The organism is Acinetobacter sp. 22323, assembly GCF_052044895.1.
Lineage (GTDB): Bacteria > Pseudomonadota > Gammaproteobacteria > Pseudomonadales > Moraxellaceae > Acinetobacter > Acinetobacter schindleri.
The window spans coordinates 50,719-65,673 of record NZ_JBQEOL010000016.1; the positions used below are offsets into that span (position 1 = coordinate 50,719).

At 40.8% G+C, this 14,955-nt stretch carries 15 protein-coding genes; 6 read left to right on the forward strand and 9 right to left on the reverse strand.

Annotation, left to right across the window (positions count from 1 at the left end; all coding sequences use genetic code 11):
* The 4 genes from ACTJIX_RS11290 to ACTJIX_RS11305 are packed head-to-tail and all read right to left on the reverse strand — an operon-like array spanning nucleotide 1 to nucleotide 3,224.
* Nucleotides 1-504, reverse strand: a complete 504-nt coding sequence (locus ACTJIX_RS11290) for an Hcp family type VI secretion system effector (protein WP_004894635.1) — start codon at nucleotides 502-504, stop codon at nucleotides 1-3.
* A gap of 48 nt (nucleotides 505-552) precedes the next feature.
* Nucleotides 553-2,034, reverse strand: a complete 1,482-nt coding sequence (gene tssC, locus ACTJIX_RS11295) for a type VI secretion system contractile sheath large subunit (protein WP_004894632.1) — start codon at nucleotides 2,032-2,034, stop codon at nucleotides 553-555.
* Nucleotides 2,027-2,530, reverse strand: a complete 504-nt coding sequence (tssB, locus tag ACTJIX_RS11300) for a type VI secretion system contractile sheath small subunit (protein WP_440611469.1) — start codon at nucleotides 2,528-2,530, stop codon at nucleotides 2,027-2,029. Before tssB ends, tssC begins: the two co-directional genes overlap by 8 nt.
* Nucleotides 2,531-2,558: 28 nt before the next feature.
* Nucleotides 2,559-3,224, reverse strand: a complete 666-nt coding sequence (locus tag ACTJIX_RS11305) for a hypothetical protein (RefSeq protein WP_228127685.1) — start codon at nucleotides 3,222-3,224, stop codon at nucleotides 2,559-2,561.
* Nucleotides 3,225-3,575: 351 nt separating this feature from the next.
* Between ACTJIX_RS11305 and tssH the strand changes: the two genes are divergently transcribed.
* The 6 genes from tssH to ACTJIX_RS11335 all read left to right on the forward strand — a co-directional run bounded on the left by tssH (nucleotide 3,576) and on the right by ACTJIX_RS11335 (nucleotide 11,208).
* Nucleotides 3,576-6,242, forward strand: coding sequence for a type VI secretion system ATPase TssH (gene tssH / locus ACTJIX_RS11310; protein WP_004894622.1), 2,667 nt, complete (start codon nucleotides 3,576-3,578; stop codon nucleotides 6,240-6,242).
* 46 nt (nucleotides 6,243-6,288) lie between these two features.
* A complete protein-coding gene (gene tssA, locus ACTJIX_RS11315; protein WP_004894619.1) occupies nucleotides 6,289-7,395 on the forward strand; it encodes a type VI secretion system protein TssA in 1,107 nt (368 codons plus the stop codon).
* Nucleotides 7,396-7,401: 6 nt separating this feature from the next.
* Complete coding sequence (gene tssK / locus ACTJIX_RS11320; RefSeq protein ID WP_440611470.1) at nucleotides 7,402-8,766, forward strand: type VI secretion system baseplate subunit TssK; 1,365 nt, start codon at nucleotides 7,402-7,404, stop codon at nucleotides 8,764-8,766.
* A gap of 5 nt (nucleotides 8,767-8,771) precedes the next feature.
* Nucleotides 8,772-9,581, forward strand: coding sequence for a type IVB secretion system protein IcmH/DotU (icmH, locus tag ACTJIX_RS11325; RefSeq protein ID WP_004894615.1), 810 nt, complete (start codon nucleotides 8,772-8,774; stop codon nucleotides 9,579-9,581).
* Between the two features lie 113 nt (nucleotides 9,582-9,694).
* Nucleotides 9,695-10,243, forward strand: a complete 549-nt coding sequence (locus tag ACTJIX_RS11330; RefSeq protein WP_440611471.1) for a hypothetical protein — start codon at nucleotides 9,695-9,697, stop codon at nucleotides 10,241-10,243.
* A 5-nt stretch (nucleotides 10,244-10,248) separates the two neighbouring features.
* Nucleotides 10,249-11,208, forward strand: coding sequence for a M15 family metallopeptidase (locus tag ACTJIX_RS11335; RefSeq protein WP_034434000.1), 960 nt, complete (start codon nucleotides 10,249-10,251; stop codon nucleotides 11,206-11,208).
* 20 nt (nucleotides 11,209-11,228) lie between these two features.
* On the opposite strand, the gene ACTJIX_RS11340 is transcribed toward ACTJIX_RS11335, so the two are convergent.
* From ACTJIX_RS11340 to ACTJIX_RS11360, 5 genes are all read right to left on the reverse strand, one after another.
* The gene (locus ACTJIX_RS11340) at nucleotides 11,229-11,999 is read right to left on the reverse strand and encodes an alpha/beta fold hydrolase (protein ID WP_005222016.1); all 771 of its coding nucleotides are present in this window, start codon (nucleotides 11,997-11,999) and stop codon (nucleotides 11,229-11,231) included.
* Nucleotides 12,000-12,515: 516 nt separating this feature from the next.
* The gene (locus ACTJIX_RS11345) at nucleotides 12,516-12,929 is read right to left on the reverse strand and encodes a hypothetical protein (protein WP_005222015.1); all 414 of its coding nucleotides are present in this window, start codon (nucleotides 12,927-12,929) and stop codon (nucleotides 12,516-12,518) included.
* Complete coding sequence (locus tag ACTJIX_RS11350) at nucleotides 12,926-13,294, reverse strand: immunity protein Imm33 domain-containing protein (protein WP_005222014.1); 369 nt, start codon at nucleotides 13,292-13,294, stop codon at nucleotides 12,926-12,928. Before ACTJIX_RS11350 ends, ACTJIX_RS11345 begins: the two co-directional genes overlap by 4 nt.
* 126 nt (nucleotides 13,295-13,420) lie before the next feature.
* Nucleotides 13,421-14,023 carry a nitroreductase family protein gene (locus ACTJIX_RS11355; protein ID WP_005222013.1) on the reverse strand — a complete coding sequence of 201 codons (603 nt, stop codon included), beginning with the start codon at nucleotides 14,021-14,023 and terminating at the stop codon, nucleotides 13,421-13,423.
* Nucleotides 14,024-14,440: 417 nt separating this feature from the next.
* Nucleotides 14,441-14,932, reverse strand: coding sequence for a hypothetical protein (locus ACTJIX_RS11360; RefSeq protein WP_005222012.1), 492 nt, complete (start codon nucleotides 14,930-14,932; stop codon nucleotides 14,441-14,443).
* Nucleotides 14,933-14,955: the final 23 nt, after the last annotated feature.

Here is a 14,955-nt window from a genome sequence, read left to right on the forward strand (position 1 = left end):
TTAAGCAGCGTAAGATGCCGTATTATTGGATAATGACCATTTCTTGGTTACAGCACCTTTCTGTGTACCGTTGATATCTTGCTGGTTATAAGTCCACTCAACCGCAGCATATTTCAGGCCAAACGCTTCAGTCGGTACGCCTTCTGCATTCACGCTTGGCATGACTTGAGAAATCAGAACGTGTTTCAGTTTGATCTGTAAGTACTTGATACGCTTGTCGCCGTTGGCACGGTAGAAGTCAATCTGAACTTCATCAAAGGTATAACCCGCAGAACATGCTTCCCAAAGTTTCGGGCTGGTAGCATCCAGATCTTTGACAAAAATCATGTCAGAATGTTCTACACGCTCGGCGGTATGACCACCCACACTTGAAGACGTCGCAGATTTAGGCTGGCGAATATTATGGGACCAAGAGTTTACTTCAAGCCAACTTTTATGTTCAGAATCGCGTGATTCACCATCGACTTTATATTTGCCGCGAAATTGGACGTATATGTCTTTCATTGTTATTTTTATCCTGTTTTATAATCAATAATAGAAAATGCAACCGACCTAATTGCTCGATTGCGGCAGTTCAGTGACAAGTCGCAGGGATACTGATAACTCATCAAGCTGAAAATGTGGTCTTAAGAAGACCACTGATTTGTAGTGACCAGGTTCAGCTGGATTTTCTACAACCTTGATTGACGCTTCACGCAAAGGATATTGCGCCTTTGATTCCTGAGAAGCGCCGTCATCCAGTAATACATATTGAGATAACCAGTCATTCAGGAAGGCTTCAACATTGCCTGCAGAAGCAAAACTTCCCACCTTGTCACGCATCATCGCTTTTAAATAATGTGCGATACGTGAAACTGCCATGATGTACTGAATCTGGATCGATAAAGCAGAATTGGCATTCGCGGCATCATTGTCATATTTTTTCGGCTTCTGAGTCGATTGAGCACCAAAAAACGCGGCATAATCGGTATTTTTGCAATGCACTAGTGGTATAAAACCAAGATCACTCAGCTCTTTCTCGCGTCGGTCCGTAATCGCAATTTCGGTTGGACATTTGAATACCACGTCACCGTCATGCGTTTTAAAGGTATGTACAGGAAGTCCTTCAACCAGGCCGCCGCCTTCGACACCACGAATCGCAGCACACCAGCCATGCATATCAAAAGCATTGGTTAAGCGGGTAGCAAAAGCATAAGCTGCATTCATCCACAGATATTCGTGATGATCTTCACCCGATACTTCTTCTACATAGTTAAAACCTTCGGTCGCTGTTCCTTCTTTCGGATGATATGGCAGACGTCCTAATACACGTGGCATGGTCAATGCAACATAGCGTGCATCATCACTTTCACGGAATGAACGCCACTGTACATATTCAGCAGTTTCAAAAATCTTGGACACATCACGTGGACGATCGATATCGGTAAATGATTCCAGCCCGAACATGCTTGAGCTGGCTGCAGAAATAAATGGTGCATGCGCTGCTGCTGCCACATGTGAAATCTGTTCCAGCAAATACATGTCTGATGGCGTCCGATCAAACTCGAAATCACCAATCAAGGTAGCATAAGGTGCTCCACCAAAAGAGCCATATTCTTCTTCATAGATTTTCTTGAATAAGGTGCTTTGATCAAAATCAGTGGCACTTTGGAAATCCTTAATCAATTCCTTTTTGGTAGTATTCAACATCCGGATTTTAATCAAAGAGTTGGATGGAGTTTCCTGACAGAAATAATATAAGCCACGCCAGGTTGATTCAATCTTCTGGAATGCTTCATGATGCATGATCTTGCTCAGCTGGGTTGAAATCAGGGCATCGATTTCAGCAATACGCTTGTCCAGTGCAAGGGTCATGTTATCGGATACAGTAATTGTTCCTGCCATGACTTCACGTGCCAGTTCACCAATCAGACTTTTGGCACGGTCATGCTCTTCATCCGTACGCGCGATACGGCTACGTTCGACGATAGAGTCAAGTAATGAGTATTCTTCAACATTCAGGTGTTCAGCAGTTGCTGCATTTAAATTACTCATGCTCCGCCTCCACACTCATCTTGCGGATCTGATCAGTACTTTTTAGGACTTCATCCAAGAGATCTTCCAAACGTTCATTATTGGAAATTTTATTACGTAAATCTGTTAAACGTTCACGTGCTTCAACCAGTCGTCGCAATGGATCAACCTGCTGCACGACCTGTTCTGGCTTAAAGTTATCCATGGAATTAAAGGTCAGATCCACAGACATCTTGCTGCCCTCTTCGGTCAGGGTATTTTCAACCTGAAAATTGGCCCGTGGCGCCAGTGACTCCATCACTTCATCAATATTGTCTAAATCTACATTGATAAATTTCTTGTCTTTTAGCTTGGTTTTTTCCATTTCAGATGCTGCTGAAAAATCTCCCAGCACGCCGACCACAAAGGGCAACTCCTTGACTTCGCGGGTATCCCCAACTTCCACATCGTAAGTCAATTGCACACGCGGTGGACGAATCCGCTGTAATTTCTTCTGTACACTTTCACGCTTAGCCATATTGCTGATTCCTATGAATTATTTTTTATTAGTTATTTCGAAGTGCACCAAATGGATTGGAGCTAGACTGGACATTAGGGAGGACGACCGGCTCTGTTTTTTTGGCGACAATATTCCTGCTCGACGTTTCTTTTGTTTGACTCCGTACAGGAGCATTTATACGTGTTTTAGCCGAGCTGTTTTTTTTATTTGCCGTGGTCACCGTTTTTTTCTTGTTGCCTGAATCCTTCTCTGCACGTAGAGGCATAACCGTGACGGGTTGGGATAAACGTACATTGTCATTAAAAACTTTGGTAATAGCGTAGGTTTCTTCATTCAGCGGACGGATTTCTGTAGTGCGCATATAGTTCAGGGCATGATTAGAAATCGCAACACCAGCAAGGAAGCTAATATCTGTTAGTTGACGTGTAATGTAATTTTCACGACTTAACTGATCTACTGCTTGAAGTGCTTTCAGATGCAGACCACGATCCAGATAAAGTTGAGCAATATCGGCTTTGATTTTATGCTGTAAATTAAAATCTTTCCGAGTGGCTTTGGCACAAAGCTGTTCATACTGTTGCAGGATTTCTGGATCAGTATCTCCTTCGGCCAGTGGATGAACTTTAAGACATGATTTTTTTAGGGTTGCAGCATGCGTCTGCATCAGACTCATCGTGCAGACAGCCAGCATCAGCACGAGTATGTAACTCATATTTTTTTTCAAAATTAGCCTCAAACTTTTCTTTTTCTGGTTGTTTAATTTTTTACTTGAAATGACTTTTCTGTATTTATTATTTAAAAATCATCTTGCGAATTTAACAAAAAATGATCACACTAAGTCAACAACAAAAATTGACTTTTGTAAAATATTTTTTAACAGTCTCTAAAAAATGTTAAAGATTATATGACTTTTATTCTTTTAAAAACATATAAATATTAGGGTAAAATTGATCAGAAGAACTGATTCAATTGCAGTCATGCAAATAAATAACAACAACAGCACAATCCTATCTTTCAAACCTTAAAAAGATTGTGCCTTGTAAGAATAAATAATGAGAAATACATGAATAATCTGAAAATTTTAATTACTAAATTATCTGATCATGCACGTTTATGTCTTGAGAAATCTGCCAACACCTGTATTCATCAGCAAAATTACGAAATCGAAATTGAACATTTTTTTCTCGAATTACTCTCGCATAACCAGCTAAATGATGTCCAGTTATTGCTTAAAAACTATAAACTTTCTAAAGAAGCTCTGCTAGATGATCTAAATAAAAGTTTATTTCAGCTTAACAAAGGCAATTCGCGCACCCCTATTTTTGCCACGTCAATTATCCGCTTACTTGAGCAGGCATGGCTGCTGGCCTCCGCTGAAAAAGAACCCGTCATTCGTAGTGGTCATCTGCTTGTGGCTTTACTGACTGCGTCTGAACTGTCTCAAATTGCGATGCGTTCATCCGCAATTTTTGAGCTGATTCCAATTGATACAATGAAGCATCAGTTCCTGGATTTGTGCCAGGACAGTATTGAAAATGTGTCAGCTCAATTAGTAACGTCTCAGCCAGTAGCTCATCAAAATGCTAAAACGACTGCAAAGAAAACTCCTGCGCTGGATCAATACACCATCAATCTGACGCAGAAAGCTATTCAAGGAAAAATTGATCCAGTCATTGGGCGTGAATTTGAAATTCGTCTGATGCTGGATATTTTGATGCGCCGTCGTCAGAACAATCCGATTTTGACAGGTGAGCCGGGAGTCGGCAAGACGGCTGTAGTGGAAGGATTGGCTCTCAAAATTGCCCAGCAACAGGTCCCTGATGCCCTGAAAAATGTGCAATTACATGTGCTGGACATGGGGCTGTTACAGGCAGGCGCCAGTGTCAAAGGTGAATTTGAGAACCGACTGAAACAAGTAATTCAGGAAGTACAAAGTGTTGCCTATCCAATCATCCTGTTTATTGATGAAGCGCATACCCTGATTGGTGCGGGTGGCCAGGCCGGTCAGAATGATGCTGCGAATTTACTCAAGCCAGCACTTGCACGAGGTGAATTACGTACTATTGCTGCAACCACGTGGACGGAATACAAACAGTATTTTGAAAAAGATGCAGCGCTCAGCCGCCGTTTTCAGGTCGTCAAAGTTGAGGAGCCGACAGAAGCAGTCGCGATTGATATGCTGCGCGGCATGATTCCAGTAATGGTTCAGCATTTTAATTTGCAGATTGATGATGAAGCGATTATTGCTGCGGTACATGCGTCGCATCGCTATATTAGTGGACGTCAGTTACCCGATAAAGCAATTAGTGTCTTAGACACTGCCGCCGCACGCGTTGCACTGACTCAGAATACTCAACCGGCACAACTCGATCAACTGCAGGCACAATTGCATAATCTGGAACTGGAGCATAAATTACTCACTCAAGAAAACCAGAACCTGCCCATTCATCATGAACGACTTAATGATCTTTCAGTAAAAATTGTAGTGCTTCAGCACAGCATCCAATGTCTGGAAGATCAATGGCAACATGAATTGCACCTTGTTCAGCAGATCCGGCAGTTTCAGGCACAAGACCAGGATGAAAAATCCAGTCAAAAAATTGCGGCGTTACGTGCAGAACTAGTTGAAGTACAGCAAAAAAATCCACTGGTCTTTGAACGCGTCAATGTCAGCATCATTCATGAAATCATTTCGGATTGGACGGGTATTCCAGTGGGTAAAATGGTTAATGATGAAATCAGGCAGGTATTAGAGCTTGAAAACCGTCTGGCACAGCGTGTGATGGGGCAAGATTATGCCCTGCAGCAACTGGTACAAGGCATTAAAACTTCTAAAGCCAGACTGGAAGATCCGAATAAACCCCAAGGTGTGTTCCTACTGATTGGTCCAAGTGGTGTTGGAAAAACTGAAACTGCCCTCGCCCTGGCAAATGAATTGTATGGTGGTGAATCACATCTGATTACTATCAGTATGTCAGAATATCAGGAAGCCCATACTGTTTCTTCATTAAAAGGTGCGCCTCCAGGCTATGTCGGTTATGGTCAAGGTGGCGTGCTGACTGAAGCTGTTCGCCGCAATCCATATAGCGTGGTGTTGCTGGATGAAATTGAAAAAGCGCATCGTGATGTACAGGAATTATTCTATCAGGTCTTTGACAAAGGTATGCTAGAAGATGGTGAAGGACGGCTGATTGATTTTAAAAATACCATAATTTTACTGACCTCCAATGTTGGTTCATCTGCCATCATGCAGGCCTGTCTGAACCATCAACCTGAACACTGGCCAAGTGCAAAGGAGCTGATCGAACAGCTTAAACCTATTTTATATCAGCAGTTTAAACCGGCGTTCTTGGGACGTATGCAGATCGTACCGTACTTCCCGTTACATGATGATCTGCTACTCAAAATTATTAAACATAAACTCGGTAAAATTATTCAGCGTGTTCAAATGCAATATAAAACCGAAGTCACTTATAGCGGCGATCTGTTAGAACTGATTTTAAGCCGTTGTACAGAAGTGGATAGCGGTGCACGTAATGTTGACCATATTCTTAATACCAGTGTATTGCCTGCTTTAGCCACCGAAATTTTAATGGCACTCAGTGAAGAAAAAGTGCCTGAGAAAATTCAGATTGAGGTTGAAAATGATGAGATTACTTATCTTTTAGATCAACAGCAACCCAAAGCGAAAACCAAACGCACCCGAAAAAAGAAAACGGATGCCGTATAAAGCCAGATTTAAAAATTAAAGAAAAAGAATAAGTTTCAGGTGAAGAATGACCCTAGATATTGAACAACTGCTTGCCCCCATCTCTGATCATCGGCCATGTGGGGAGGATTGCTCATTTTCAAATGACTTTCATGCCATTAAAAAGGCCAGAACTCAAGATGATCCTTTGCTAGATCAAGGTGACTGGATCTCTGAGCCACGTCAGGCAGACTGGCAGTTTGTACTGAATAAATCGGTTGAGCTGTTAAGTGATAAAACCAAAGACCTGCGACTTTACACCTGGTTAGCTGAAGCTTGGGCAAGAACTCACGGATTTGAAGGAATTTCCCGTGGCCTGGAACTGAGCCATCGAAGTATTCAGCAATATTGGCCGGATTTACATCCTTTAATTGAGGAAGATGATTTAGATCAGCGCCTGGGTTTACTGCAAGGCTTAATCAGCCAGATTCCGGCATTAATGAAACAGGTTCCCGTGGTCAGTCAGGCACCGTTTTATCATTTGGGAAATTATGAGGCATTTTTACATCAACAAAATATCCGGCTGCGTCAAAGTCAGCAGGATGAAGGTCATGAATCTCTAACTGGCAATGATGAACTTCACAACTTCGAGCAATTGCTACAGGCAACCTCCCGTTCTGTACAAATCCAAAACTACCAGCAGGTTTTGGATATTCATCAGCACTGGCAGCAACTCAAAAAAAACCTAGATGATTTATTGGGTCTGGATGCACCGAGTTTTTCTGGAATAGATGAACAGGTTGATTCCATTATTGCCCTGATTAAACGCCTGTATAAAGTGGAACAGATCGTACATCAAAATAATGAAAACTTATTACAGCCGAAAGAATCAGCAATTCAGCCAGGTTATACGGATACAGTCTCTGCTGTTGCGCAGACTCAATTCAGATTACAGCCACAAAATCATCTGGCCAACCGGGAACAGGCGCTGAAAGTCTTAAATGAAATTGCTAATTATTTCCAGATACATGAACCGCACAGCCCGGTGAGTTATATGCTGCAGAAAACCATTCGCTGGAGCCAGATGCCGCTACACGAATGGCTGGCACACGTGATTAAAAATGAGAATCCCCTGGAACAGGTGCAAGAGTTACTAGGTGTACCCGATATGAATAATTCGAATAGTGAGTGGTAAGACTGAATGTTTAAAGCAGAAAAAGTTCTTTGGGGGGAAGGTTTATTTTTACGACCTCAGCATTTTCAGTTACAAGATGCCTATCATGAACAACGTCTGAACCAGATGATTCAGGCAACCTTTCCTTTTGCCTATGGAATTCAAGTGATTGAATTTGATGAAGCCCAATTCAGCATGAATATCATGGCACTCAGCCGGATTGAAATGGTCTGGCAAGATGGGGAAATTTATCGTGCACCTTCACAGGATCTATTACCTGAGCCCGTGCAACTAGAAAGCCTGAATCTGCGTACAGAAATGGCTATTTATCTTGCTTTACCGATGGTTCAGGCAAGTAAACAAAATCTTAATCATGAAGATAGTTCACAGTCCAGCCGTTATCATTCCCATTTAAGCTCGACTCATGATCTATTTACCAATGCCGCTACAGCTGAAATTACCCTGTTACGCCGTCGTGCGGAATTCAAGATTTTTGAAATCAGCCAGGAACCTGAACAGGCCCTCGATGGTTATTTTTATATGCCGATTGCAACAATGAAACGCCAAAGCTCAGGGCATTTTGTGCTGGATCATAAATTTATTCCACCGATTCTGCATATCGAAGCCTCAGAAAATCTACTGAATAATCTGAAGCGGACTTTGAATATTATTCGCGCCAAAATAAAAACTATTCAGAACAACAACCGTGAAAATGAACAAAAACTGATTGAATTCCGTTCTGGCGATATTGTGTCTTTCTGGTTGGTGAATGCACTCAATACTGCCCATGCCACTCTAAATCACATCCTGCAATATCCACGCATTCATCCAGAACGTCTCTATTCCGAATTATTGCGTCTGATTGGATCATTACTGACTTTTTCAACCACGTATGCTGTCGACCAGTTACCGCAATATCAGCATCATCATTTACAGGACAGTTTTGGCCAGCTGGATGTCATTTTACGTGAGCTGCTGGATACGATTATTTCAAACCGCTATATCAGTATTACCCTGAAAGAAACCCGCCCATCTTATTGGGTGGGGAGTCTTGAAACAGACAAAATTTCCCGGGATACCCGTTTGTATCTCGCGGTATCCAGTAGTGTAATGCCAAGCCATGACCTGATTACCTATGTACCGATACGCTTCAAAGTAGGCAGTACGGTTGATGTTGAACAGCGGGTCATTGCCGCTTTACCCGCAGTGCCAGTTCAGCATCTGATTCAGGTGCCGACCGCGATTCCGGTACGTTCAGGTGTGAGCTATTTTGAGATAGAACCGAATAATGAACTGTATCAGCACATGATTGAGTCCGAGACCATTTGTGTCTATATCCCGAGTGGGTTCCAGGACATTTCAATTGAGCTGATTGCTGTAGTAAATGGATAAAAATAATGAATAGTCTAAATAATGCCCCTTCACTATTTGACGACGGACAAATTGGCACCGGTTTTACAGCTATAACAAATACAGATACACATCCACACTCAGCGACTGCCAGTCTAGTCGATCTGTTACATGATGGATTCTATGTGGTATTTCTGATTCGTAATCAGTATGTACCTTCCGATTTGGAATCCTTCCGCCAGAAAGTACTGGATATGCTATCACGTTTTGAGACTCAGGCGAGAAAACTGCAATTTTCTGCTAAAGATATTCATGATGCAAAATATGCCTATTGCGCATTACTCGATGAAACCATCGTGACCCAGCAAGCTCCGCATTTTTTTGATCTGCAAAATTTCTGGATGATGAGTCCACTCCAACTAAGTCTGTTTGGATCACAACTGGCAGGTTATCGTTTCTTTGAATACATGGAAGAAATCCGCAATAAAGACAAAGAACGCCTCGCCGTTCTTGAAGTCTATCATTACTGTTTATTGTTAGGCTTTCATGGAAAATACCGGATTGAATCGATGAGTCAGCTGAATAGTCTGATTAGTCGGGTCGGCGATGAGATTGATTATCTCAAAGGGAAAAAAGCCTTTTCTCCTTTTTCGGCCATTCCGGATCAGATTAAACATATCATTCACCGCGAATTACCATTTTTCTGGATTTTGATTTTCTGGCTGCTGTTTGCGCTGGCAAGCTTTGTGGGTTTGCACTATGTATTGTCTAAAGACCGCCATGCAGCATTTGCCCAATATCAAAATGTGATTAGTGTTCCTGCAGAACAGGCTTATATCACCATCCATTTACCATAAATATTGCACCGACTATGGCATACAAAAATAATAAACATATTCCTATCTTACAGCCTGTAAAGGCTCTGTCTTATTCTCCTCAATTTTACTTCTTGAGCGGATTTATACTTGGGGTGTTATCAGTAGGTTCAGCTTTGCTCGGTTATCATTATTATCAGGATCATAAAGACATTACTGCTGCACAATTAACAGTAGAAAGCGATCAAGGCGCAGACTCAAGCCATACGTTAGATAGTGAGCAGCTTATCCAAACAGCCGGTGCGCCGTCGGATCAGGAAAATATCCCTAATCCGGAAGATGGTTTTGATCAAAATATTGACAATATGTTTAAGGTGGCAAAGCCAGAAAGTACAACTAAAACCGAAAATCCTGGTTCACCTTTTGAATCTGCATTTGGTGTTCAAGCGCAAAAGCCTTTACCTCAGGCCAATGGTAAAATTAAACCGCTTAAATCCCAACCACAAACTATTCCATCTTCTGTTGCACCATCTAAAGAAATCCAACAATCTGAAAAAAATCCTGTAAATGTAAGGCTTGTTACTCAACCCACAAAACCAAAACAATTAGAAAAAACTGTTGAGCTAAAAACAGCAAGTACGTCTACTCAGGAACAGTCGCCTGTGACGACTGCACAAGAACGTCCTGAAGTCGCACAGTCATAAGCAGCATGATCTACCTCATATTATCCAGTTTTATTTTACTTAGCATCGGCATGTTGGTGCTGGTTTCTTATGAATTCAGAATCCGGTTGATAAGTTTATTCACGCAAATTTTACCGTATGGCAAGAATCGTATTTTGGCAGCCAAACAGGTGGCTTGGGAATTTAATCAGGCAGCTTCGTCAGAGAAAATCCAGTCACATTGGCATATTCAGCAATGGTGGATTTTATTAGCCGCATTGGCGTTATTCAGCAGCAGCATCATTTTTAGCTTAACCCGTCCCATTACTGCCAGTACTTTTGAAGCAAATTATTTACGTGAAGTTGATCCGCAAATCTATAGCTTACTGGATGGTCAGGTGCTCGCACCTCCTCCAGAAGTAGATGAACATCTGATTGAAACAGCCTTGCAGGAAGAAGCAAATTACTATGCCAACGTCGTTTCAGCGCAAGTGATTAACCCTTTACCTAATCCTGCTGGAGATGTGCATCTGCCTGACACTCATCATCATAACGATCTCAATACAGCCAACCGGAAATGGGACAAAATTAATCCACGTTATAAACAGCGTTTGTTGATGGTATTTAAAATTATGCGTGAACAGCATGGCTATGAACTGGTTTTATTAGAAGGTTATCGTAGTCCAGAACGCCAAAATTCACTCTCTGCGAATCCAAATACCACACGCGCCAAAGGCTATCAAAGTTATCATCAGTTTGGTCTGGCCGCGGATATTGCCTTTAAACGGAATGGCAAAGTCTTGATCAGCGAGCGAGATCCATGGGCGATGCGTGGTTATGAACTCTATGGCCAAGTGGCCGAATCCGTCGGACTCACTTGGGGCGGTCGCTGGAAATCAATCAAAGATTATGGTCATACTGAATATCGTATGCCGGGTCTGAAAAAAACGGCTGAAATGGCGGCTCAGCTGATTAATGAAGGTCAGCTACAAGCAGCTGCATACTGACCTTCAAGCTCTAACAGATTTTATTGGTTTTCATCCAGAAAGGCTTGCATATGTTCCAAAACTTGTGCCGGCTTCTCACCATGTAACCAATGACCTGCACCTTCAATGAGTTCAACATTGGCATGCGTAAATTGACGTTCAATCACAGCGAACTGTTCTGGTTTGGAAATATAAAATGAGTTACCACCTCTTAAGAAAAGTGCTGGTATATCAACTGGTGTCAGATCTTCCCAATATAGAATATCCTGATAATGCTTATATAGCGTCTGCACATTAAACAGCCATTGTCCTTTATTAAAGGATTTTAGCAGGAACTGAATCACCATTTCTTCTTGTAAATATTCATACATGATTTTTGTCGCATCCGATCGTGAATTCACGTTGGCACGTTCTACAGCTAATAAAGCTTCAAAAATTTTTGCATGATGATTTTCATGATATTGGATTGGGGTGATATCAAGAACCACAAGCTGCTCTACCCGACCTCGTGCAATATCAGCCAGTTTCATGGCAACTTTCCCCCCCATAGAATGCCCCACCACAACAAATTTTGTGATATTGAGACTATCCAGAGTTTCAAGTACATCTTCTGACATGAGATGGTAATCATGTTGATCCGTATGTCCTGATAAACCGTGATTGCGCAGATCTAACTGAATGACTGTACGTTGACTTGCAAAATGTCGCGCCAGCATTCCTAAATTACTCAAGCTGCCGAATAAACCATGAATGAAGACCATTGGTACAAGTGTTGAGTCATCATGAGTGGTAATTTGGTAGTTGAGGATCATTTGAGAGTTCCGTGATTTCGTAGTTTAGTTGTTGATATTGGAATTTTATTGAAAATTAATCAATTGCTAATTCTTAAAATTATAAATTTTGCTTAGGCTATTTACTCGGTATAAAGAGATTTGCTTAGGCTATTTGTCAAATATATTTTAAAAAATTTTGACGGTAGCGTTTGAAACCTCAAGATTTGGATAAATCATCAGTAAATAGGCTTAATAAATTAAGCTGAATGAGTACGAGCTATAAATGAATATGATTGAAGGCTAATTTCGGAAATATAGTCTTAATTTTTCAGTAAGACATCAATGGATTTAAAACTATCTCTTCCCTTTTACCAGATAAAATTGCTTAGGCTATTTTTTGATGATACAGAATGAGAAATTTATGCTATCTCACCTGTCGCTATTAATGTTTAATAATTTTAATCAATACTTCATTTTTCTTGGTATTTACCCGGGAAAATTCGCATTAATCTTATTTTTATGTAGTTTTAATAAATTAAATATCAGAAAATTAACCTAAATCAAAGGCTTTGCTTTATCTTCTTCAACAGGCTGTTCTGCCCTGCTCTTACAAAAAACACTTGTAGTCATGCCAGAGCTATTCATGCTCTGGTTTTGACGATCCAGATAATTTTGCGCCACCATCGCCATCATGGAAGCCATATTCAACTGACTATTTTCCTGAGAAGCTTTCAAGATATTCTGATAAGCCTGAATGCGATCACATAATACCTGACGTTCGGTGCTGATACTCGGCTTGTCTGATGCTGTATGCGGTTCATCCAGAATGGCTTTGCTGTCATTGACCACGCGTGTTTGCTCAGCAATATACTGATCAAATTGCTCCTGGGTCATCGTCTCGGCTACGGCGTAATTCGTGATGAGTACACCGTTGAGTCCCAGCAAGATAGCAAAAGCTAAGCGGTTCATTCCTGACCTTCTTTCCATACATCTTCATAATCATCAGCATCGATCATGAAACGAAAGCCTTGATCCAGCGCCAGATAAGGAAGCACTTCTGGGACAATATCCTGTAATTCACGTACAGTCATAATTTCAAAGTCAGCATCGCTGGATACTTGTTCACCACCATAGATATACCAGCTCACTTTTGTTGCTGTATCTACTGCCTTGCGAATGCCAACAATTGGGTCCTGATTCAGGGTATGGACTGCCACGGCAATAACGTCATCCCCACTCACCTCTACATAGGCAGAACCGACTTCTTCGCATAACAATTTCTGTTCAGCAATAAGCTCTTGAAGCGGTGAAAGTTTTTGGGTGTTCTTTGACATAGCGCCATTTCTCTTAGATTTAATGCGCCCTAAGTGTAGCCTAATTTTTATTATTCGGAATATGCTTTTATCGCCTATTGCATGGCATCTGCCTATAAGAATTTAGACAGATGCCGGTTTTTCAAATTATTTGAATACTTTGAAACGGTCTTGATCCGCCATAAAGTCTTTGGCACGCGCCTCACCTTCAACTGAACCAAATACCAGTTGTGCTCTCAGTTGCCAGTTTGCTGGAATGTCCCACTCTGCATGAACTTTTTCATCTACGATCGGGTTGTAATGCTGTAGAGATGCACCCAAGCCTTCAGTATGCAATGCTGTCCAGGTCGCAAACTGAGCGATCGCAGTAGAATGTTCTGCCCAGATCGGGAAGTTATCTGCATAAGATGGGAACTGATCTTGTAGGCTTTTCACGACATCTAGGTCTTCAAAAAATAAAACCGTACCTAAGCCTGCAACAAAAGTTCCCATTTTCGCTGAGGTTTTTGCAGCACTTTCTTCATCTTTGGCATAACTTTTTAATTTTTCTGCGACAAAGCTCCAGAATTTCTCATGTTCACCATTAAACAGGATCACGGCACGGGAAGATTGTGAGTTAAATGATGAGGGACTTTGTTTAATAGCATTTTGAATCAAATCAGTTAAGAATTCAGGAGATTGTGTGACATTCTTGCCAATCGCGTAGATCGTACGGCGTTTTGTAATTAAATCTAAAAACTGATTCGACATTATTAAAAATCCTTTGATATATCTTCGGAAAAACTGGAACCTTCACTTATTTTTATGAAGGAAATCTAATAAATAAGAATTCTATAATTCATCTACTCATTAGTACTTATAGCTTAAGAAAATATGCTTAGAATAGCTATATTATTCAAGTAATATCTTTATAAATTCTTATGATAAAGAATGGCTTATTAATTTATTTTTTATCAAACGATAAAATAAATGCTCTTTTATGAACCAATTTCTGTTTTAAAATAAGTCATCATGTTCAATGATGCAGCAGAATTTTCTAAGTAAAAAATAGAAAGATTTGCTTAGGCTATTTATGGAAATTGAACTAATCAAATAGTTTTTTGGAGCCTATTAAAATTCATCCCCCAAATATGGAGGATGATATTAAATTAATCAGTTTAAATTTACTTAAAATTTGGCATTAAGCACTTGAGCAGAGACTTTATTTTTCCACAGTTCACGTAGTACTGGCAGATAAAACTTCTCGCCCAGATCAACCAGCTCAGCATCAATCAGAGCATGGATATCATGCATAAATAGATAATCCAGCTCTACAGTCGTGAGCTTCATATGCTTTTTTTGATATTCCTTACGCTTCTGCTGTGCCTGTTTAACAAGCTGATCTGCAAAGGCTTTATCTTTGAACTGAGTAATCGCATTTAAACGCAGTTCAATAATCCCCCAACCAGCTAAAAACATCTGGAAAGTTTCAAAATCATTGGTCGTTGATTCCCATGACATTTCATCCAGATTTTCATTATCGGGAAGTACAGGTAAAAGAAGTTCCATAATACTTGGAAAAATCTTTTTAAAATTCAGAATAAATTTAACAGGATGCTCACCTGGATAATCCTTGAATTGCACCTTTCTTTGAACATCTGTTAAATAAATATCAAGCATAAAACAATCATCAGTGGTTAATC